Origin of the sequence: Chroococcidiopsis sp. TS-821 (assembly GCF_002939305.1) — a bacterium.
Classification (GTDB): domain Bacteria; phylum Cyanobacteriota; class Cyanobacteriia; order Cyanobacteriales; family Chroococcidiopsidaceae; genus Chroogloeocystis.
Map to the genome: position 1 here is coordinate 25,772 of NZ_MVDI01000006.1, position 20,333 is coordinate 46,104.

The following is a 20,333-nucleotide window of genomic DNA, read 5'->3' on the forward strand; positions in this document are numbered from 1 at the left end:
TAACTGTTTACTGTCCTAGTATATTTCAGCCGATCAAAGCCGCCTGCTTCCCCTTATCTTTGTTTAAGTTTGAGCAATTACAATGTTCTTCTACTTCCCCTACTACCAGAAGTATTGAATCCAGCCATAAAACAAACTTTACATTTGACCTTGCAAGACTCATACAAGGGTCTCAGGAAGCAGATCGTAGCTCCAATGCACGATCGAACCGTGACGACTCAATTCTAATTGCAAGTAGCGAAACTTATCCAGTAGTTGACGCCCATAGAACGCTGAGATTTCGATTAACTGCAAGATTAAATACGCAATGAGTACCATGTAAATCTGTATCGTCACCCCGTTCACGTTTTTCGTGATCAACTTGTTCAATTTCAGGTGCATCTTGAGAAACTTCCACAACACCTCAATCTGCCAGCGATATGTCGATACGTTTCACCAATCTCTTCATTGCTCGTCTCATCCACATTCGTCGCTAGGCGAAACTCGGTTTGGCTCTCCCGATCGCAAAACCAGACGACCCGATATCGATTGTGATCCAGTTCGGTCTTCATATTGTTCTTAATTCGCACAACAAATTGTGTTCCAGTTAAACTCAATTGGTCGAGGAACTCCCAACCTGCAAAGCCTCTATAATGCCGATGCCGCCTTCCGGTATCATTCCTGTCACGGACTCGGCAAATTTTGCATCGCGCCCCAGCCCTAAATGAATCAGACATTCACCCGGATTACCCTGCTCTAAGTTGATGCCATTGAGCAATTTAACTTGATGATAGCCTTGCATCCAAAACACTTTGCTGGTTAAGGTGATGACCGTTGAATCAATCGGAAACAGCATTTATGCGATCACTGGATTGCGTCGCTTGAGTTGCTGAATTAATTCGATATAAATCCGAAAAAAGTGCTGGTCTTGCCGATTTTTGCAAGCCTTAGAAACGTGGACACATTGACTGAAATACCCGTCCGATTTAGCCGATAAAACAAGTCCCTCATGCGGGTTAAACTGCGGTCGAGTACAAAGGTCAACCAGATTCCAAAGAATAAGCGCGAGTTCAATACAGGGTAGCCATGCGGGCGAAGTTGCTTCAGAATCGATTTGACAAGCGTTGGAAATGAGGTTACTGTCAAGCATCATTTTTTTCGTTGGGGACAGAATACTGCATCCTGCCTCTTTTTTTTCGTTGCTTAATCTTACTTTCAACACTTCTGGGTTTTAGGATCAGCTTGAACCATAGCATTGGGGTCGATCACCTTGATAGCTTTGGTAATCGTGTCGCCACAGGCAGAACAAGCCATGTTAGGAACTGTCAGTTGAAGAGCCATGAATCTAAACCTCTAAATGTGTAACTGCTTCTATCTTGGAGTCTCCAGTTCACGGGAGAGTCAAGGGGGGAAGTGGAAAAAATGATTGAGTCTACTCAACTCATGTTGAAACGAACAAACCCTGGGTCTATCGCTAGATAAACCAGGGCTGCGATCGGCTAAAAATGCAACGCTACAGCTGCGTAACCACGACTGAACGGTGCTACCTTATGCCATTGCAGTTGCCATTTGACGGCAAGACTCTGCACAACGACGACAGGATGCTGCACAGCGACGACAGTGGTTATGGTCATGCTTCTCGCACTCAGCGGCACAGCGTGCGCTCGCTTCAGCACAGACTTGACACAGCTGAGCGTGCAAATCAGAGTTGCGAGCCATAAACCGAGCGCAAATATCACAAGTATCGGCACAATCACGACAGAGCTTAATGTACTGCGCCATCATCTGCACCATGTCACCACTCAAACAAGCATCAGCACAGGTTTCACATTCACGTAAGCAATCCAGACAGTTTTGGATACAAGTTTCAAGCAGCGATTGATGGGACTGGGCGGTAGTCATAGTTTTTTACTTCTCGCTGGGATAATTGTAACAAGAAGCAAAAATTTGCATTCTCTTCAGTCCAACGTAAGAGATTGTGGAAGTAATTGCGTCTGACCGCTGATGTAAAAACTCCTTTAAAGAATTACCACTGTTGAAAGACAGTGATTTCATGTTGGTTTTATTTTTTTGTGCTTAGCTAACGGATAAGTAATAAAGAATACGAGATCTTTTGATGAACTCGCTAATCACATGAGATTTCCTTCATATCTCATCTTGTTATAGAACAGAACGGTAGAAAAAGATTGTAGAAAACAGATAGTTAAATGTCTTGCCCCTACAAATCATTTGGATCATTAATCATGAGTTTTGATTACGATTTGTTTGTGATCGGAGCAGGTCCCGGTGGGCTAGCCGCAGCGGAACGGGCTGCTCATTACGGCGCACGAGTAGCGATCGCCGAACGTGACCAGGTAGGAGGAACCTGTGTGGTGCATGGCTGTGTGCCTGAAAAGATGATGACCTATGCTGCCGGATTTTCTCATATTTTGCAAAACGCCGACGAATACGGATGGAATAAAGTACCGCGTCAGTTTGATTGGTCAAAATTTGCCCAAACGCGAGATGAAAATATTAATCACTTGAGTCAAGTTCACGTCCATCATCTGCAAACGGCAGGGGTTGAGTTGATGTATGGCGATGCCACATTCTTAAATCCGCATACCCTCAAGTTGGGCGATCACCAGATCACGGCAAACAAAGTTTTGATTGCTGTTGGTGCAAGAAGCGTTACACCCGATATACCGGGTATCAATGATGCAATTACGATGCGCGAATTGCTGGAGCTGAAGCAACAACCCGATCACCTAGCTATCATCGGCAGCAATCACATTGCCACTAAATTTGCTGGCATTATGAATGGGCTAGTTTGCAAGGTGACTCAGATTGTGGCAGAAGAGTATATCTTACCGAATTGCGATCTTGATCTGCGTACCACTGTGCAAACAGGAATGATCCGGCAAGGAATTCAGGTTCTCAATAACACTCATGTGAGCAGCATTGAACAGGTGCAAGAGGGCTTGCAATTAGAGTTTACTGGTACTGCTACAGATGCTATTACAGTCAATACTGTTGTCTATGCAACTGATCGCGTTGCCAATATCGATCGCTTGAACCTGGAAGCCGCAGGGGTTGAAGTTCAGCAAGGTGCGATCGTTATTAATGACTATGGCCGAACCACTCAGCCTCATATCTTCGCAGTGGGTGACTGTACGCCTCGTCCGCAATGGACTCCTGCCGCAATTGCTGCTGGTCGCGCCTTTGCTGATTTTGAATTTGGCAAGCAGCCCCATATAGTCAGTTTTGCAGGAATTCCCTATGTGGTTGCTACCATGCCCGAAGCTGCAACAATTGGTTTGACTGAAACACAGGCTAGAGAAAAGCTGGGTGAATCAGTGCGTTGTTACCGTAAGACGTTTCAACCTTTATTCAACTTAATTGGTGAAGCAGAACAGGAAGCCATGCTCAAGCTAGTGGTTGATAGCAATTCTGATCGCGTGTTGGGTGTTCACATGGTGGGTGAGTGTGCTGCCGAAGTCATTCAGATGTTGGCACCCGCGCTCAAGGCAGGCGTGACGAAACAACATTTTGATGAGTCATTGGGAATTCACCCTTCGGTGGGTGAAGAATTTTTCACTTTAAAGTGACAAGACTGAAGCGAGTTTGCAAGAGACTTACTCTCTCTCAACTGGAGCGATCTCACTCCACCTGTATGCCATGTACTCAGCAAAGCCAACAACATAAGGATTCCACTTTTGGCGCAAAGCAATGTATAAATCTGCGCCCGTTTCTAAATCAGGTGTTGTTTCTATGTTCGCAGCTTGCAGCCGCTCTACAGCACGGAAATACCACTCGCGCCACTCTTTCTCCGATTTATTCTGGTGGGCTGAATGTCCATCTGGAAGGAATGAATCGGACAATTGAAGCAGGGCATCCAAACCACCATCTTCTAACTCGGTAACTCCAGTAGAGTCTACTAACGCACGATATTTTTCTTGATTAAGCGCACTTTTGATTAATGTGGCTGTATCCACTGTGATTAGTGCAATCCGCGCTAGTGAGTAGTAGCTTTCCTGAAAGCGAAAATAGTGTAAAACCGGGTACGAGTGGTGAGACTCTAGCAACTCCAACAGGTTTCTGCCCATATCAGCAACTTCCTGACGGGCACCATTGAAATCTCCATTCGCTCCCAGCCGCGCCAGGAACTCGGCAGCATTTGCTTGACTGGCAGTACGGTGATGTAAGCTTAAGGCAAAAGTATTGCGTCGCGTTAAGGCACTATAGACTGACAGGAAGTAGGTGAGCGTTAGGGTAAAGGTCGAAAAACCAAGGGCTGCTTCTAATATCATGAGTAGCCGATAGGTTCCTGTTTTTGGCACAAGGTCGCCCGTACCTAGAGTGGTAAAGGTGTAGCCGCTGTAATAAAGTGCTGTAGCAAAATCTGTTGGCGTTGATCCCTGGCTAGCCTGGATACCAGAACCTAGGGCAGTCCAAACGATGAAGGCAAATCCGCCGATCAATAAGGTTGTCCATACAATGACAATTACTACTAGTAGGGTAGGACCACAGTAGGAGAGCAGGCGATCGCGATCGACCCAGGGACCGTATGAAGCTTGTCGAAATAGTTGCCATATTCCCTGATTGAGTAGCGTGCTCAACACTCCCCTACCACTGCGGGGATACAATACGGTTAAGAAAAGGTCTGTAAGAGCCAGGAGTATCAGTCCAACACCACCTGCGAGTACTAGCCAGTCCATGCTTCAACTTTTTCCTTTCCCAGGATTATAAGAATTTTTTACTTTAAAGTGACGAAACTAAAGCTACGAGTAATTTACTTGGCTGCTTCTGCCATCTGGCTCAATTGACGATACGCGCTAGGCATTCACAACGAAAACCTGCCTATTTACTGCACTGCTTCTCTAATCTGGCGCTCCATCTCGGGGGTTATCTCAAGCGAACGAGCGGGAAGCTCGACCTCCCCTCGTTCTCCGTTCTCCGCAATATCATCGAGGAGCAACTGCATCTCAGCTATTTCACGGACCTGCGACGCAATTATCTCATCCGCAAGCTCACGAACGCGCGGATCGCTAATGCTTGCCTTCCGCGCATTGTTAATGGCAATCGAATGGTGGGGAATCATCGCCTTCATGAAGTTGACATCTCCGATCAGCGCTTGGGTTCTATTCACGGAGAGCAGAATCACGCCGAGCGCGGTAGCTAAACCGAGAACTGCGATCTTGGTTCCTACTCCTCGATACATCGACCACATAAAGGAAAGCATCACAACGGTCATCACGCACCCCATCACCAATGAGGCGACCAGTCGATTTACACTAAACGTTGCGTGATCAAGTGTGTATATGAGCTGATACATCAAGAAGAACATGATGAACGTTGAGGTCGCGATCATCGCCGCGAATCGGTTCCAGCCCATTCCTGACATGTGTTTCTGTTGGTTCATATTGCTTCTCTACTATTTCAAAATAGTGCTTTCGCTCAAATCCTCCCGTCACTTCTATAGCCGACTTACATAAGCGCAGAAGTTGTAGAGGGAATTGGCAAGCTTATCAAGCAGGCTTGCCAACCTCCTGATACTTAAACTGTAAATTTCGGTCGAATTAACGCGATGTGGCAACACTAACCACCTTACGGTACTCCTCAACAGCCGATCGACAAGCCTTGGCACAGCTTTGGCAGTGTTCGTTATCGTGTTTTTCGCATTCACTGGCGCAGGCTTCGCAGATATCGATACAAGCTCGAACAACCTGAGGGATGAATTGAGATCCGCGACTCATGTAGCCAGCGATCGTCCAACACATTTGGGCACAATCGCGGCAGAGACGAGCGCATTCTGCCATGCTGCCCATACAGGCATCAGCGCAGTGTTCACACTCGTAAGCACAGTGAATGGCAGCATCAATACTGGTTTTATACTGCTGATGTGGCATTGTTAGATTCTCCTAGAAACGATAAAACTTCTTCTCATAGGAGTACGGTAGGAAGTTGTGTAGATATGGTACATCCAGCTTTTGAGGTAAAGATATTTTCTATAATTTCCGACCTTTGGACGGTAGGGATTTCATGTTGATTTTATTTTTTAGTGCATTTAGCACAAACTCGTCTTTGCTTGTATTGCTGCTTACCAGCTAAGATTTCATCCTGATTTTATTTTTGTTTGTCATCATTAACGTTCGTAAGAAGTTAATCTTTGACCCAAAAACCTGGAGGCTTGATTAGGTGGTTATGTTGATGAGAAAAACACTCGCCTCATTTCTGTTGGTCGGAATCGTGCCTTTAGTGTCATTTAGCCTAGCTGCTTGTAGTGGTACAGCCTCCGAACAAGCTGCTGAAAGTCGTCCTAGCAGCTCCACGATGGCTCAGATGGATCATGGCTCCATGATGAACATGGATTTGGGACCTGCCGATGAAAACTTTGATCTGCGCTTCATTGATGCCATAATTCTTCATCATCGAGGCGCAATTCAGATGGCGGAAGAAGCTCAGCAAAAAACGAGCCGCTCAGAAATTCAGCAGCTTGCCGCAAACATTATTGAATCGCAAAGTCCGAAGAAAATGAGTTGTTACGAGCATGGCGGCAAGCATGGTATCCGAACGCCAGTGCAGAGCCAGTAATGTATGATGCAGCCAGTCAATCGATGATGCCCATGACCGCATCGCATCAACAGAGCATGGCGATGCAGATGGATCTCGGAGAAGCGGACGAAGAGTTTGATTTGCGATTTATGAATGCCATGATTCCTCATCATGAGGGGGCAGTTGCAATGGCACAGGAAGCGTTAGAGAAGAGCGATCGCCCTGAAGTCAAAGAATTGGCTCAAAGCATCATCGATAGTCAGCAGCAAGAAATTGATCAGATGGTGCAGTGGCGGAAGGACTGGTACGGGCAGTAATACCGGAAAATACTTCTCGTCTTAATACATTGGGGAAGCCAATCATTCTTCCCCTTTTTCGCTAAATTTGCCTAAATATACGCTCTTCAATCCCATCGTCCCCTTCTTCGTTACTCCCCAGTAGCGCAGATAGCGGTAAGGTCCATAAGTCTTACCTGTCTTAGAATCTGGAATCATCTTCAGCTCAATATGCCCTCGCCCTCCGTGCTTCCCCAGCGGTGTGCCATCCTCACGAGTCTCCTGGTTCTTCTCCTCTGCCTCCTGTTGCCGTGACTCCAATAGCCCCTGAATCATTTCAGCCAGATCCCCTAACTTTTCATCACTCCAATCTTGGAGTTCCTGAATCAATCGCGCTGCTTTGCTCCGCTTTGGCATCTCCCACCCCTGATCCCGCAAAAATTGCTTAGGGAATACTTAGGGATCTTTAGCTTGTTTTTATTCCCTAAGTCTAGATTCACCCGTACTGCTTTTGCTTAGGGAAAACTTAACTCGTCATAAAGGCAGAACTATTCCCTAAGCCTCATCACCACCCCAACTAGCTGAAACTTTGATGTCTACGACTACCAAGATCGGATGCAGAAACTTCCGAGCTGCTGCAACCATGCCGCGATGTAAGAGATAACTGATGTGCTTCGCCTCAGCAACAGGACACTCCAGCAGGATCTCATCATGAACTGTGCAAATCAGCTTTGCTCCTGTCTCTGCCAGTACTTTGTTAAGTTTCACTAACGCTAACTTTGTGATATCAGCATTCAATCCCTGGACGGGATGGTTCAGCAACTCCGCTAGCCTGGGTTTATCCGCCCACCTGCGCCGACGTCCAGCTAGGGTACGGCTCTCCTTTATTCCTCGGAGTAACTACGCTTGATCGTCTCATGCCACTCTGCCACTCCGGCGTAGGCTTCAAAGAAGCGTTTTCGGAATGCTTTTGCCTGCTCTAGAGACAGAGTGACTCCATACTTTGTCTCAGCATAGCTCTGAAGTTTGGCGGCACCCATGCCGTAAATCAGCCCAAAATTGATGGCTTTGGCAAGCCGTCGATCTTCCTCGCTCACATCCGCGATCGCTTTCCCCGTCACCAGAGCTGCTGTCAGCCGATGCAGATCCTCACCTTTGCGGTATGCTCGTTGCATCCGGGCATCGCCACTTAATCGGGCAACAATTCGCAGCTCAATTTGAGAATAGTCGGCTCGCACTATTTGATAACCTGGTGCAGCTACAAAGCAGGTTCGGGCAGCCGCATCACGAGGAATGGTCTGCAAAGGTGGATTGCGACAAGAAAACTGACCTGACCTGGCTCCAAGCTGGTAGTACGTTGGGTGAATCCTTCCGGCTCTGTTGCAAAAAATGGTAGGCTGAAATGATTTAATGAGAGGAAATCCTTCTGCCTACGGTCATGAATCCAAAGCAACCGTTCAAGTGGCGGCACTATCAACCCGAAACTATTCTCCTGTACGTTGGTATCTTCAGTATCCGCTTTCATACCGCCACCTGGAACAAATGATGTAGGAGAGGGGGTTAAGCGTTGACCATTCAAAGGTATACCGATGGGTGCAGACTTATGGCTCCAGGACTCGAAAAACGCACTCGTCCACATCTGTGTTCTACTAATGATTCGTGGCAAGTGGATGAAACCTACGTTAAGGTCAAAGGTAAGTGGAAATATTTGTATCGGGCAGTCGATTCAGCTGGCAATACAATTGATTTTATGTTGAGTGCTAAAAGAGATAGACGTGCAGCAAAACGGTTTTTTCGCAAAGTACTTTCATCGGCTCACACGCACTCGCCACGAGTAATCAACGTCGATAAAAATGCAGCTTATCCTATTGCTATTAAAGAGTTGAAAGCAGGAGCGGAGCGAAACTACCTCAAGCTTGTGACTTACGACAAAACAAATATCTAAATAATCTAGTTGAACAAGACCATAGGTTTATCAAGAAATTAGTTAATCCAGGTCTTGGCTTCAAATCATTTCACACCGCCAGAAGAACGCTAATTGGTTACGAAACTATGAACTCTATTAGAAAAGGTCAGCTCGTAGGAGTGTCCAAGGGAGACATTTTAGGTCAAGTGAAATTTATCGCTCAAATCTTTGGAGTCGCTGTCTAAATCCAACTGCTTCATCCGAAGAGACCGTTCTCAAAAACTTTTTGCAGTCATGATGAGTTGTCAAGGGGTGGAGGAAAATTTCAGTATTGAGATTCTCCAAGCATTAATTAATGTGGTTAATCAGTGTGGAAAGATGAATTGAGAATGGCAACAAGCAGTCATTCGTGGTCACTACCGTAGCTGTGCCACACTTTTCTCATTCGTTCTCAAAGCCCTGCACCGCAAACAACACAACGTGGTTAGTTAAGCTACTCACAGCAAAAATCTACGGGGTTACAGGGAAAGCGAGCGGTTGAACAATCTCAAAAATCTCTTCTAGCAAGCCATTTTCTGATAAGTAATTTTGCCATGAAATGAGTCGAGGCGATCGCATAATCTTCAATACGAACTCTTTGTCTTGCTATTGGGAAGTACTATCTAGCTAAAGCTGTCCGTGTCAAACCTAGCTGGAATTCAGTCTTATGCTAAGTAATTCAAACTTAAAAATTGTTAAAGTAAGACGCGATTATAACACGTGGGTTGCAACAGAAACGTTAGAGGACTATGCTCTGCGATTTGCGCCGCAATCGTTCAGAAAGTGGTCGGAGTGCCTAGTCGCCAACACAGCGATTGGTGGAACATCATTTTTAGCACCGGAGGCAATGGGAGGATCGCTTGTCATTAGCTACGGATTTGCTAATTCTTTCTGGGCAATTATCGTAGTAGGCATAATTATTTTTCTAACTGGATTGCCAATTACTTATTATGCTGCTAAGCACAACATTGATATCGACTTACTAACACGCGGTGCAGGTTTTGGCTACATCGGCTCAACAATTACTTCCTTAATCTACGCCTCATTTACATTTATCTTTTTTGCGATAGAAGCCGCTATTATGGCGCAAGCATTAGAGCTATATTTCCACTTGCCTTTACCTATCGGATATATAGTTTGCTCGGTAATAATCATTCCTTTAGTGTTTTTTGGAGTGACACTCATTAACCAGTTACAGCTGTGGAGTCAAGCAATTTGGATTGTGTTGATGGTACTGCCCTACATTTGCGTTCTCTATAAAGAACCTGGCGCGCTCTCAAATTGGATTCACTTTGCAGGTCAATCTACTAGCGGTGCAGTGTTTGACCCACTTTTGTTTGGAGCAGCTGCTACTGTTTCATTTTCATTAATTGCGCAAATAGGAGAACAGGTAGATTACTTAAGATTTTTGCCAGACGAACATCAAACAAACCGAGGAAGATGGTGGTTTTTTATGATGCTGGCAGGACCTGGCTGGATTATTATGGGCGTTGCCAAACAGCTAGGAGGAGCTTTCTTGGCGTCGTTAGCCATTAGTCACGGAATCAGTCTTGCTAAAGCAAACGAACCCACTCAAATGTATTTGGTAGGGTTCGAGTACGTCTTCTCAAATCCAGAAATTGCACTATCGTTCGCCGTTTTATTTGTAATCGTCTCTCAAATTAAAATTAACGTCACTAATGCCTATGCAGGCTCTCTAGCGTGGTCTAACTTTTTTTCGCGATTAACTCATACTCATCCAGGTCGGGTAGTGTGGTTAGTGTTCAACGTAGCAATTGCTTTACTGCTGATGGAAATAGGAGTTTTTTCCACGTTAGAAACTGTACTGGGGCTGTATTCTAATATAGCCATTGCTTGGGTTGGAGCTTTAGTTGCCGATTTAGTAATTAACAAACCTCTTGGCATTAGCCCTTCTCAGGTCGAATTCAAGCGTTCCCATTTGTACAACTTTAATCCAGTAGGATTTGGTTCGATGCTGATTGCCTCACTGGTAGCTATGATAGCTTTTCTCGGAGGCTTAGGCACGATTGCCAAAGCTTTTGCACCATTTATTGCTTTAGGATTAGCATTTATACTAGCTCCAGCGATTGCTTTTCTGACTAAAGGTAAATACTACCTAGCTCGTCAAGATTCCTGTACAAAAATAGATGTTGTCACACTTCGCTGTTGCATTTGCGAACAGGAGTACGCGCGTCAAGATATGTCATTTTGTCCAGTTTATGATAATTTCATTTGTTCTTTGTGTTGTAGCTTAGATGCTTGCTGCCACGATGCTTGCAAGAAAAGTACTGATAGCGAAGAGCAAGAACGCAACCTACAATCTGTTCAAATTCCTAAGGCAATCTTTCGGGATAAGATATCTCCTCAATTAGGCATACGGTTAATTAAATTTTTAGCTATTTTCTTATTTCTTTCCGTATTGTTTGGAATTATTATAGGCATCATGTATTACCAGCAAGTTGCTACTGCACAAAACCTTTCTTCTACTACTGCTCAAAAAATAGCAGAAATCTTGATGGAGCTATACGCTATTTCGTTAGTATTGATTGGTATGGGTTCGTGGTGGTTAGTGTTAACTCAGGAGAGCAGGCGGCTTGCGCAAGAAGAACTAGACAAGCGGAATTTACAACTGCAACAAGAAGTAAAAGAGCGGCAACAAGCAGAAGCACAAGTGAAAGAAAAAGCTGCTCAGCTTGAACAAACACTACACAATTTGAAGCAGGCAGAAGCTCAATTGATCCAAACAGAAAAGATGGCAGCCTTGGGTGGATTGGTTGCTGGTATTGCTCATGAAATTAACACGCCTATTGGCATTGGCGTGACAGCAGCTTCACTTTTGATAGAAAAAACATCTGCCTTCTCTCAGCTTTTCCAGAGTGGCAAAATGAAGCGCTCTGATTTAGAAAAATACCTAAATATGGCTCAACAAACTAGTCAGATGACTTTGAACAATCTCGAACGAGCAACTGAGCTTATTCAAAGTTTTAAGCAAGTGGCAGTCGATCAGTCAAGTGAATCAAAACGAATATTTAATCTCAGCAGCTATTTAGAAGAAATTTTGTTACAGCTTAGTCCTAAGCTGAAAACTACAAAACATATTATAGAGGTAAAAGGAGACGCTTCTCTGAACATAAATAGCTATCCAGGTGCTCTTTCTCAGATTATTACAAACTTAATTATGAATTCACTGATTCACGCGTATGAATCTAGCGAACAAGGGCATATTGTATTGAGTTTTAAACAGGTAGAGGAGCGAATAGTTTTTGAGTACTCTGACGACGGTAAAGGAATAGCTCCAGAAAATATTAATAAAATTTTCGAACCATTTTTTACAACCAAACGAGGTCAAGGAGGAAGTGGTCTGGGTTTACATATTGTTTACAATTTAGTAACTCAAAAACTTAATGGAAGGATTTACTGTGAAAGTAAACCTGACACAGGAACAAAGTTTATTATCGAAATTGTTAATACTTGATATGACTGTCCTGATTAGGAAGTTTCTGTAATGAATAACAGACAAGAATTTTTTCACAACCATCAAAGTTACGAATGTAATTCCTTCCAGGAAGAGGAGGAAATCCTTTTTGCTGATGAAACGGAACCTGCTCAAACAGAGAGTGGCTGGAAAATTTTAATAGTAGACGATGATGTTGAAGTACACAATGTTACGAAACTAGCCCTGAGTGACTTTACCTTTGAGAATAAAAGTTTAGTATTTTTGAGTGCTTACTCTGCCCAAGAAGCAAAGCAATTAATTCAGTTGCATTCTGACATTGCTATTATTTTCCTTGATGTAGTAATGGAAACGGAAGATGCAGGTTTACAGTTGGTCAAGTACATCAGGGAGGAGTTAAAAAATCAACTAGTTAGAATTATTTTAAGAACAGGTCAACCAGGAAGATGTCCAGAGAATATTGTTGCAACTAATTATGAAATTGATGACTACAAAACCAAAACTGAACTAACTGCTCAAAAACTATTTTTCACAGTAGTCACTGCTTTAAGAGGATTTTCTACAATTATAAAGCTTTTAGAAGCAAGCAAAGTTGTTGAATTAAAAGATGGGCAGCACGAACACTTTGACGAGATGTTAGCTGTTGAAAGGATCGCGCAAAATAAGGAAATACAAAATCAAAACTTATTGCGAAATTTAAAGGCTCAACAAATAGAAACTTTGGGAAATTTGATATCAGAGGTTACGCATGAAGTTATTAATTCTAGCTATACAAATACGCTTTATACAATGTCACTTATTACTTGGATAGCAAGAATGATATTGCGAACAACAGACGAGCATTTTGCAAAGTTGGGTATATCGCAAAGCAAGTTAGCAGTATTAATATACTTGAGTAGCGAACCTCAGTTATATGCAAGTCCGTCTTCTTTAGCAAAGCATTGTGGTGTTTCGCGTGCTGCCATGACTGGACTTGTAGATGGACTGGAAGAAGAGGGATATGTTGAACGCTACAGTCATCCTTCAGATCGTCGTTCTTTAATGATTAAACTGACGCAAAAAGGACAACATTTTATAGATAGTATTGCTTCGCAAGATCAATACCGTATATCTGAATTAATGAGCGTACTAAGTGAAATAGAACGTCAGAAATTAATTGAATTAACAATGAAGGTTATTAAAATTTTTGAGGAACAAGCGACAAGTTCATTAGAGCAATGAAGATAACTTGCATTAATTTAGTTGTAGCAGAAAACATAGTATATAACACTCTATTGCTGTAAATTTGCATTTCATTCGTTATTTGCTTAATCTACTTGAATCGTTATTTTCAACTATATCTGTAATAGTCTATCTAAAAGTAATAACCTGATTTTTGATGAACAGGTTAATATTAATTTTTATTGCAGAGTTGTTGTTTTGCTGCAAAAAAAAGCTATAGCCTCTGGAATTTACACGCGGAAAGGTTAACAAAAAAATAGTTAACCAGTTAACAATTCAGTAGTTAAGTATACAAATTGCATTAGTCTCATTCTCTATGATTCACAGATAACGACAGTTCAATGGCACTCTAAAATCTTTGGTTTAACCGTTGCGTGTCTTCTAGCTGCATGTAGGGCAATAGTCTGGCTTGCATGCTGCACTACGTCGATTGCGTTTTGCACGTAGTTGCATTGGCGGCTTACTCGGTTGCGCGTAATGGAGATTGCGCGTACCTTGTGTGCCCACATTTTTCGTATGTCAAGGCTGCTCATGTTTTGATTGGGGTTCAACTGATGAAGAGGCGGACTTTTATCCAAACTGCGATCGCATCTGCTGCAACTACGGCAGCTGTTTCGTGTGCTAACCGAACGACGCAAGTAACAAATACGTCAACACAGGCAGCAGCGAGTGGAGGCGATATCAAAGTTGGAGTTCTTTTCTCCTTAACCGGCGGTCTTGCAATCATTGAAAAGTCTTTACATGATGCCACTTTGATGGCAATTGATGAAATTAATACGGCAGGAGGAGTTGGTGGTGCTAAGCTCGTACCGATTGTAGAGGATGCAGCCTCAGATCCTAGAACGTATCAGGAGAAAGCTCGCAAGCTACTTATTAGCGATAATGTAACAACTGTTTTTGGCTGTTATACATCAGCCAGTCGCAAAGCAGTTCTTCCAATTTTTCAGCAACGTAAAGGATTGCTCTATTATCCAACTTACTACGAGGGTAACGAGTGTAGTGGTAATTGCATTTATACTGGGGCAGTTCCCAACCAGCAGCAAAGTAACTTCGTTCCTTGGATTGTAGAAAACCTCAATGCAAAAAGGTTCTTTATTGTAGGGTCTAACTATGTTTATCCGAGAGAAATGTCCAAAGTTTGCCAAATTCTTCTTAAAGAGAATGGCGGACAAGTAGTAGCAGATGAGTATCTACCACTAGGTCATACTGAATGGGCACCTCTAGTCAATCGGATTAGAGAGTTAAAGCCTGACGTTGTTTACTCAAATGTTGTAGGAGATTCCGTCATTGCTTTCTATCGTGAATTTAGAAACCAAGGTCTAACTGCTGAGTCTCTTCCTATTTGTGCAACTGTCACTAGCGAGATAGAAGTTGCTGCTATGGGTGCTGAGTTTGCAGCAGGACACTATACTTCGTTTCCTTACTTCCAAGCAATTCAATCGCCAACCAATACAGAGTGGGTTAAGCGCGTTAAGGAGCGATTCGGTCAAAATGCTGTGACGCACCATGCAATGGAGTGTTCTTATTGGCAAGTACATATATTCAAGCAAGCGGCTGAGCAAGCAGGCGATCTAGATCCGATGAGAATTCGCGAGGCTACGATTGGACAAACGTACGATGCACCTGTCGGCAGAGTAGTTATTGACGATAATGCTCATGCTTTCCTTACGCCTCGAATTGCCCAAGCTCAATCTGATGGGCAATTTAGGGTTGTTGATGAATATCCTGAACCGCTTGAACCGCTTCCTTATTCTGCATATGGCGAAACCTCTCAGAGTAGATTCTGCCTGCGAGATGGTTTAGACCAAGAAAAAGCCAAAGCCGTCACCGGAACGTGAACATCTTAATTTGTGCTTTAAGAGAATTCAAGCTACTACAAATTGAGCTAAAAGAAAGATATGCTAGGAAGCTTTTTAACAGGTCTGAGTATTGCTTCAATTTTGTTACTAGTTGCATTGGGTTTGGTAATCGTCTACGGCAGCATGGGCGTAATCAACATGGCTCATGGAGAGCTAATTATGTTGGGTGCATATACTACTGTAGTTGCTCAGCAGTACGGGATTTCTTTCTTACTTTGTCTGCCTATAGCATTTTTCGTTGCCGGACTTATTGGCTTTTTTATCGAGCGAATAGTTGTCCGACACCTATACGGGCGTCTACTAGATACACTACTAGCAACGTGGGGAGTTGGTATTGTTATTCAACAGCTAGTTCGATTAACCTTCGGACCTGGGCTGCAAAACATTTCTGTGCCCTCATATCTCTCAGGAAACTTAATTTTAGGAGGCGTTAATCTTCAGCCTTATCGCTTAGCTATTTTTGCTGTAGCGATCGCATCACTTGGTGCCGTTACTTTCATTTTGTATAAAACTGATTTTGGTACCTGTTTGAGGGCAGTGACGCAAAATCCACAAATTTCAGCTTGCAATGGCATTAACGTCGATCAGATAAAGGGACTTACCTTTGCACTTGGTTCTGGCTTAGCTGGTATAGCTGGAGTAATGGTAGGGGGATTGCAAAGCGTAAGTCCAACAATGGGAACATCTTACGTTGTTGATTCATTTATTGTAGTAGTTGTTGGTGGTGTAAGTTCTCTAATAGGTGCAGTTGCCAGTTCTGCGTTACTTGGGCAGGTGAATGCATTCGTAGCTTGGGCATCCAACGATGTCATTGCCAAAGCAGTATTATTTGCAATAGCAATTGTTATCATTCGGTTTCGCCCCCAAGGTCTTTTTACAGTCAAATCACGCTAATTAAGTGGTTGAAATTAGGTCTCAACCGCCAAATTGAGGTTGTCAAAAATGCTTAAATCAGCCGTACGCAAGATTCCTGCACCTTCCTATCTTATTTTTTTTGCAATTATCTTACTTCTTCCTCTGTTTGTTACTGATGCATTTTGGTTGAACAGACTTTCGCAGTATCTTACCTATGGTATGCTGGCTGCTGCTCTATCCCTCTGCTGGGGCTACTGTGGCATTCTCAGCTTAGGTCATGCAGCCTTCTTTGGACTAGGTGCTTACTGCATGGCAATGTCACTAAAGCTACTTAGTCCAACTAGTTTAGGACAAGGTACAGATTTTCCACTACCAGACTTTATGGTGTGGAACACTCTTGCAGGACAAGAACTTACCTTACCACTTCTTTGGGTTCCCTTTCAAAATCAATGGTTTGGCTTGTTTGCTGCCTTGATAGTTCCCCTTACACTAGCAATCCTATTAGGACTGTTCATCTTTTATGGCAACATCTCTGGAGTTTTTGTCTCAATAGTCACGCTGTCTTTGGTTGTCATTCTCAACCTGATTATTGTCGATCAGCAACCTCTTACTAATGGATTTAATGGAATTACCGACCTTGCTTACTTTACGGTTGGCAATTTTGAGTTCGATCCCTATAGCTGGACTACATACTTACTAACAGCTGTTTCTTTAATTGCAATGATGCTGCTACTAAAAGCAGTAGTAGAGACGAAAACAGGTTTATTATTTAGAGCAATCCAAGCTGACGAAACCCGCGTTAAATATTTCGGGTACAACATTGCGAACTACAAGTTGTTTGCATTCAGCCTTTCTGCACTAGTAGCTGGACTTGCAGGTGCTCTATTTACAATCTCGTCTCAATTCGCATCTCCAGCACTACTCGAAATTGGATTTAGTATCAGTATTATTATTTGGACGGCTGTTGGCGGACGCGCTTCTTTACTAGGGTCGGCAATTGGCGCGATTGCTATTAATTTACTTCAGAGCTTGCTGAGTGAGAGCGAAACCTTGATTAATGTTTGGTTACTCATTATTGGTTCTGTATTTATTTTGGTGATTCTAGTTTTACCTAACGGATTAACAGATATTATCCCAACTTTATCTGCAAGGTTTTTCCCAAAATCTTATTCCACAATGCCATCTTCTCCAGAAGGTAAAGAGGTGTCTGAAGCGCCGCTTGTGAGTATGCGAACCAAGGATTGATACGCAATGGCTAACTTATCAATTGGTGACATTTGTATAAGCAGGGAGAAGTTTAATGGTTAAAGCTTCGCGCAGGCTTAATACCGTGTCTGATAGTACTTTAGCTCAAGACACAATACTTGAGATCCAAGATTTAGAGGTTTCATTTAGCGGGTTTAAAGCTGTTAGTGGACTTAATCTAACAGTTATACAAGGAGAAGTCCGCGTGTTAATCGGTGCTAATGGTGCTGGCAAGACAACTACAATGGATTTAATATCCGGCAAAACAAAGGCAACAGACGGTAGGATTCTTTTTAAGGGAAAAGATATTACGAACTGGGAACCACACCAAATTTCTCGAATTGGAGTTGGTAGGAAGTTTCAAATCCCTAGTGTTTTTAAAGATCTCACTGTTTTTGAAAATATGCAAGTTGCCTTGTGTGCAACACCTTCTGTCTTGCGAAACTTACAATGGCGTATCGGAAACAAGCACCACAACCGAATTGAAAGAATTCTACATCATATTGGACTGAACGATTACAAGTATCAAACTGCAAAATACTTGTCTCACGGGCAAACACAATGGTTAGAAATTGGCATGGTACTGGCACAAGATCCTGAATTAGTTCTACTAGATGAGCCAACGGCTGGGATGACAACTCAAGAAACGCGGAAAACAGCCGAGATTATTAATAATCTTAAAGGTCAGCACACAATTCTTGTCGTTGAGCATGACATGACATTTGTACGAGATATTTGTGAAACCATTACAGTTATGCATCAGGGAAAAAAGTTATCCGAAGGGACAATCAGCGAAATCGAAAACGATCCTTCTGTGATTGAAGCTTACTTAGGTAGTGGAGGAATATCCCATGCTTAAGTTAACAGAAGTTGATTCTTTTTACAGTGATAGTCATATTCTTCATAGTGTTTCTATGAATATTCAAGAAGGAAGCTTTACAACTATTCTTGGACGCAACGGAATGGGGAAGACGACGTTATTAAAAACTATTATGGGGCTTACCGACAAGATTCGTGGAAGGATAGAAATAGGTAATAAAGTATTAACGGCGCTACCAACTCATTTACGAGCAAAATCAGGTATTAGTTATGTTCCTCAGGGTAGAGAAATTATTAATAATTTTACAATCCGTGAAAATATACTAATGGGATGTTATGCTAGACAAGACGGAAAAAAAATAATTCCAGAAATTGTTTTAGAGCTATTTCCGTATTTACGAGAGCATCTTAATCGACGTGCTGGTTTATTGTCTGGTGGTCAGCAACAGCAGTTAGCAGTTGCCAGAGCGTTAGCTTCAAAGCCAAAAGTTTTACTTCTTGACGAACCTACTGAAGGAATTCAACCTAATCTTGTTGAGCTAATTGAGCATACTTTAATACGGCTTAATAAGGAATTTGGCATCACTATAGTTCTTGTTGAGCAAAATATTAACTTTGCTCGTAGAGCATCAGATCAGTTTGTCATGATGAACAATGGTTCTATAGCAATAGATGGAGCTATCAGTGAGTTAAATGATGATGTTGTCCACAAATACATGACAGTGTAAATCATCATCTGTTAGGTAAGATGCTTAAGTCTTTTTGAACGAGACTTAAATGTTATTTCTCGGACTAATTTTTGCGTTCAATTTAAAAATTTCAATGTAATTTTTGGAGGATAAAATGGCTTATCACGGTGATATTTCTTCAAGCGAGGATGCAGTTGGAGTTGCTGTAGTCAATTACAAGATGCCACGTCTTCATACGAGAGAAGAGGTGATCGAAAATTGTAAGAACATTTCAACAATGATTGATGGTCTTAAGCTTGGTTTGCCAGGTATGGATCTAGTCATTTTTCCTGAATACTCGACTCACGGTATCATGTATGACTTCAAAGAAATGATGGAGACGGCATCGAGTATTCCTGGATCTGAAACAGATATTTTTGCTGAAGCTTGCGTACGTAACAAGGTTTGGGGTGTATTTTCAATTACTGGAGAAAAACACGAGGATCATCCTGATAAAGTTCCTTACAACACGTTGATCTTAATAAATGACAAGGGCGAGATTGTACAAAAGTACCGTAAAATCATGCCTTGGTGTCCTATTGAAGGTTGGTATCCTGGTGGATGTACTTATGTTTCAGAAGGTCCCAAAGGACTTAAGATGAGCTTGATCATCTGCGATGATGGTAACTATCCTGAGATTTGGCGCGATTGCGCGATGAAGGGCGCTGAATTAATCGTACGCTGCCAAGGTTATATGTATCCTGCTAAAGAGCAGCAAGTTATGGTATCTAAGGCAATGGCGTGGATGAATAATACTTACGTAGCTGTTGCTAATGCCTCTGGTTTTGATGGAGTGTATAGCTACTTCGGACATTCGGCAGTTATTGGATTTGATGGTCGTACTCTCGGCGAATGTGGTGAAGAAGAAAATGGGGTGCAATATGCAGCACTCTCGAAGTTTGCGATTCGCGACTTCCGCAAGAATGCTCAGTCTCAAAACCATCTGTTCAAGCTGTTGCATCGCGGCTACACGGGCACTATTAACTCTGGCGACGGCTCTGATGGAATGCTTGAGTGCCCGTACGAGTTCTATCGAGATTGGGTACTCAATCCGCGCAAGGCAAAAGAAAATGTAGAAAATATTACCCGTCCAACTGTAGGAACGCCTGAGTGTCCTATTGAAGGACTGCCAACGCAAAAAATTAGTAGTACTCCTGTAGAAAAACCTCAAACATCTCCAGTGTCAGTCCCAGCTAAATCTTAGTTTTTTAGTTGAAGTTAGACTTCCCTATTTTCAAGTTATATAAAATCACAGGGAAGTCTAATACTTGCGAGATACATCAACTATTACTTGAAGGTAGAGCGTTGTGAGATTCTAGGCTAGAGAAATAAGAAGATTATCTTCTTTGCCTAGTAATACACCCTAGCCGTACAATAAGTCGCGGTTTCCTCACGTTACTTTTTACGCTCTCAGTACTT

At 42.8% G+C, this 20,333-nt stretch carries 16 protein-coding genes and 4 pseudogenes; 11 read left to right on the plus strand and 9 right to left on the minus strand.

Annotated features, from left to right (window positions below):
- Window positions 1–159 precede the first annotated feature (159 nt).
- The 3 genes and pseudogenes from B1A85_RS15540 to B1A85_RS15550 form a co-directional block, all read right to left on the minus strand.
- Window positions 160–1,125 (minus strand): annotated as a pseudogene (locus tag B1A85_RS15540) (transposase).
- 78 nt (window positions 1,126–1,203) lie between these two features.
- Window positions 1,204–1,320, minus strand: a pseudogene (locus B1A85_RS26210) (copper chaperone); the annotation flags it as partial.
- 207 nt (window positions 1,321–1,527) lie between these two features.
- Window positions 1,528–1,881, minus strand: a complete 354-nt coding sequence (locus tag B1A85_RS15550; RefSeq protein ID WP_071882461.1) for a four-helix bundle copper-binding protein — start codon at window positions 1,879–1,881, stop codon at window positions 1,528–1,530.
- Window positions 1,882–2,222: 341 nt separating this feature from the next.
- On the opposite strand from B1A85_RS15550, the gene B1A85_RS15555 reads away from it, so the two are divergent.
- A complete protein-coding gene (locus tag B1A85_RS15555) occupies window positions 2,223–3,566 on the plus strand; it encodes an FAD-dependent oxidoreductase (protein WP_015328535.1) in 1,344 nt (447 codons plus the stop codon).
- A gap of 27 nt (window positions 3,567–3,593) precedes the next feature.
- Here B1A85_RS15555 and B1A85_RS15560 read toward each other — a convergent pair whose 3' ends face one another.
- From B1A85_RS15560 to B1A85_RS15570, 3 genes are all read right to left on the minus strand, one after another.
- The gene (locus B1A85_RS15560; protein WP_015328536.1) at window positions 3,594–4,676 is read right to left on the minus strand and encodes a potassium channel family protein; all 1,083 of its coding nucleotides are present in this window, start codon (window positions 4,674–4,676) and stop codon (window positions 3,594–3,596) included.
- 146 nt (window positions 4,677–4,822) lie between these two features.
- Window positions 4,823–5,380, minus strand: a complete 558-nt coding sequence (locus B1A85_RS15565) for a DUF305 domain-containing protein (protein WP_015328537.1) — start codon at window positions 5,378–5,380, stop codon at window positions 4,823–4,825.
- 157 nt (window positions 5,381–5,537) lie between these two features.
- The gene (locus B1A85_RS15570) at window positions 5,538–5,867 is read right to left on the minus strand and encodes a four-helix bundle copper-binding protein (RefSeq protein WP_015328538.1); all 330 of its coding nucleotides are present in this window, start codon (window positions 5,865–5,867) and stop codon (window positions 5,538–5,540) included.
- 301 nt (window positions 5,868–6,168) lie between these two features.
- Between B1A85_RS15570 and B1A85_RS26215 the strand changes: the two are divergent.
- A pseudogene (locus B1A85_RS26215) lies at window positions 6,169–6,830 on the plus strand (DUF305 domain-containing protein).
- A gap of 42 nt (window positions 6,831–6,872) precedes the next feature.
- Here B1A85_RS26215 and B1A85_RS15580 read toward each other — a convergent pair.
- From B1A85_RS15580 to B1A85_RS25655, 3 genes are all read right to left on the minus strand, one after another.
- Window positions 6,873–7,205 (minus strand): hypothetical protein, encoded by a 333-nt coding sequence (locus B1A85_RS15580; protein ID WP_015328539.1) that lies wholly within the window; start codon window positions 7,203–7,205, stop codon window positions 6,873–6,875.
- Between the two features lie 138 nt (window positions 7,206–7,343).
- Window positions 7,344–7,610 (minus strand): DNA polymerase, encoded by a 267-nt coding sequence (locus B1A85_RS25650; RefSeq protein ID WP_255348408.1) that lies wholly within the window; start codon window positions 7,608–7,610, stop codon window positions 7,344–7,346.
- A gap of 62 nt (window positions 7,611–7,672) precedes the next feature.
- Entirely contained in the window at window positions 7,673–8,200 is a 528-nt protein-coding gene (locus B1A85_RS25655) for a DNA polymerase (protein WP_210404525.1), read from the minus strand.
- Between the two features lie 26 nt (window positions 8,201–8,226).
- Here B1A85_RS25655 and B1A85_RS15590 point away from each other — a divergent pair.
- The 9 genes and pseudogenes from B1A85_RS15590 (at window position 8,227) to B1A85_RS15630 (ending at window position 20,118) form a co-directional block, all read left to right on the plus strand.
- Window positions 8,227–8,939, plus strand: a pseudogene (locus B1A85_RS15590) (IS6 family transposase).
- Between the two features lie 1,112 nt (window positions 8,940–10,051).
- Window positions 10,052–12,208, plus strand: coding sequence for an ATP-binding protein (locus B1A85_RS15595; RefSeq protein WP_210404501.1), 2,157 nt, complete (start codon window positions 10,052–10,054; stop codon window positions 12,206–12,208).
- A gap of 30 nt (window positions 12,209–12,238) precedes the next feature.
- Entirely contained in the window at window positions 12,239–13,408 is a 1,170-nt protein-coding gene (locus tag B1A85_RS15600) for a MarR family transcriptional regulator (RefSeq protein ID WP_104547809.1), read from the plus strand.
- Between the two features lie 554 nt (window positions 13,409–13,962).
- Entirely contained in the window at window positions 13,963–15,246 is a 1,284-nt protein-coding gene (locus tag B1A85_RS15605) for a transporter substrate-binding domain-containing protein (protein WP_104547881.1), read from the plus strand.
- A gap of 60 nt (window positions 15,247–15,306) precedes the next feature.
- A complete protein-coding gene (gene urtB / locus B1A85_RS15610) occupies window positions 15,307–16,161 on the plus strand; it encodes an urea ABC transporter permease subunit UrtB (protein WP_104547810.1) in 855 nt (284 codons plus the stop codon).
- A gap of 48 nt (window positions 16,162–16,209) precedes the next feature.
- The gene (gene urtC / locus B1A85_RS15615; RefSeq protein WP_104547811.1) at window positions 16,210–17,367 is read left to right on the plus strand and encodes an urea ABC transporter permease subunit UrtC; all 1,158 of its coding nucleotides are present in this window, start codon (window positions 16,210–16,212) and stop codon (window positions 17,365–17,367) included.
- A gap of 55 nt (window positions 17,368–17,422) precedes the next feature.
- Window positions 17,423–18,226 (plus strand): urea ABC transporter ATP-binding protein UrtD, encoded by an 804-nt coding sequence (gene urtD / locus B1A85_RS15620; RefSeq protein ID WP_104547812.1) that lies wholly within the window; start codon window positions 17,423–17,425, stop codon window positions 18,224–18,226.
- On the plus strand, window positions 18,219–18,914 hold the full coding sequence (gene urtE, locus B1A85_RS15625; RefSeq protein WP_104547813.1) for an urea ABC transporter ATP-binding subunit UrtE: 696 nt from the start codon (window positions 18,219–18,221) through the stop codon (window positions 18,912–18,914). Before urtD ends, urtE begins: the two co-directional genes overlap by 8 nt.
- 115 nt (window positions 18,915–19,029) lie before the next feature.
- Window positions 19,030–20,118 (plus strand): aliphatic amidase, encoded by a 1,089-nt coding sequence (locus tag B1A85_RS15630; RefSeq protein WP_104547814.1) that lies wholly within the window; start codon window positions 19,030–19,032, stop codon window positions 20,116–20,118.
- The last annotated feature ends 215 nt before the right edge of the window (window positions 20,119–20,333 follow it).

What these genes read in the sequence shown, in the direction of transcription:
- B1A85_RS15550 (WP_071882461.1), bottom strand. Translation starts at nt 1,881, where the DNA reads ATGACTACCGCCCAGTCCCATCAATCGCTGCTTGAAACTTGTATCCAA.
- B1A85_RS15555 (WP_015328535.1), top strand. Translation starts at nt 2,223, where the DNA reads ATGAGTTTTGATTACGATTTGTTTGTGATCGGAGCAGGTCCCGGTGGG.
- B1A85_RS15560 (WP_015328536.1), bottom strand. Translation starts at nt 4,676, where the DNA reads ATGGACTGGCTAGTACTCGCAGGTGGTGTTGGACTGATACTCCTGGCT.
- B1A85_RS15565 (WP_015328537.1), bottom strand. Translation starts at nt 5,380, where the DNA reads ATGAACCAACAGAAACACATGTCAGGAATGGGCTGGAACCGATTCGCG.
- B1A85_RS15570 (WP_015328538.1), bottom strand. Translation starts at nt 5,867, where the DNA reads ATGCCACATCAGCAGTATAAAACCAGTATTGATGCTGCCATTCACTGT.
- B1A85_RS15580 (WP_015328539.1), bottom strand. Translation starts at nt 7,205, where the DNA reads ATGCCAAAGCGGAGCAAAGCAGCGCGATTGATTCAGGAACTCCAAGAT.
- B1A85_RS15600 (WP_104547809.1), top strand. Translation starts at nt 12,239, where the DNA reads ATGAATAACAGACAAGAATTTTTTCACAACCATCAAAGTTACGAATGT.
- B1A85_RS15605 (WP_104547881.1), top strand. Translation starts at nt 13,963, where the DNA reads ATGAAGAGGCGGACTTTTATCCAAACTGCGATCGCATCTGCTGCAACT.
- urtB (WP_104547810.1), top strand. Translation starts at nt 15,307, where the DNA reads ATGCTAGGAAGCTTTTTAACAGGTCTGAGTATTGCTTCAATTTTGTTA.
- urtC (WP_104547811.1), top strand. Translation starts at nt 16,210, where the DNA reads ATGCTTAAATCAGCCGTACGCAAGATTCCTGCACCTTCCTATCTTATT.
- urtD (WP_104547812.1), top strand. Translation starts at nt 17,423, where the DNA reads ATGGTTAAAGCTTCGCGCAGGCTTAATACCGTGTCTGATAGTACTTTA.
- urtE (WP_104547813.1), top strand. Translation starts at nt 18,219, where the DNA reads ATGCTTAAGTTAACAGAAGTTGATTCTTTTTACAGTGATAGTCATATT.
- B1A85_RS15630 (WP_104547814.1), top strand. Translation starts at nt 19,030, where the DNA reads ATGGCTTATCACGGTGATATTTCTTCAAGCGAGGATGCAGTTGGAGTT.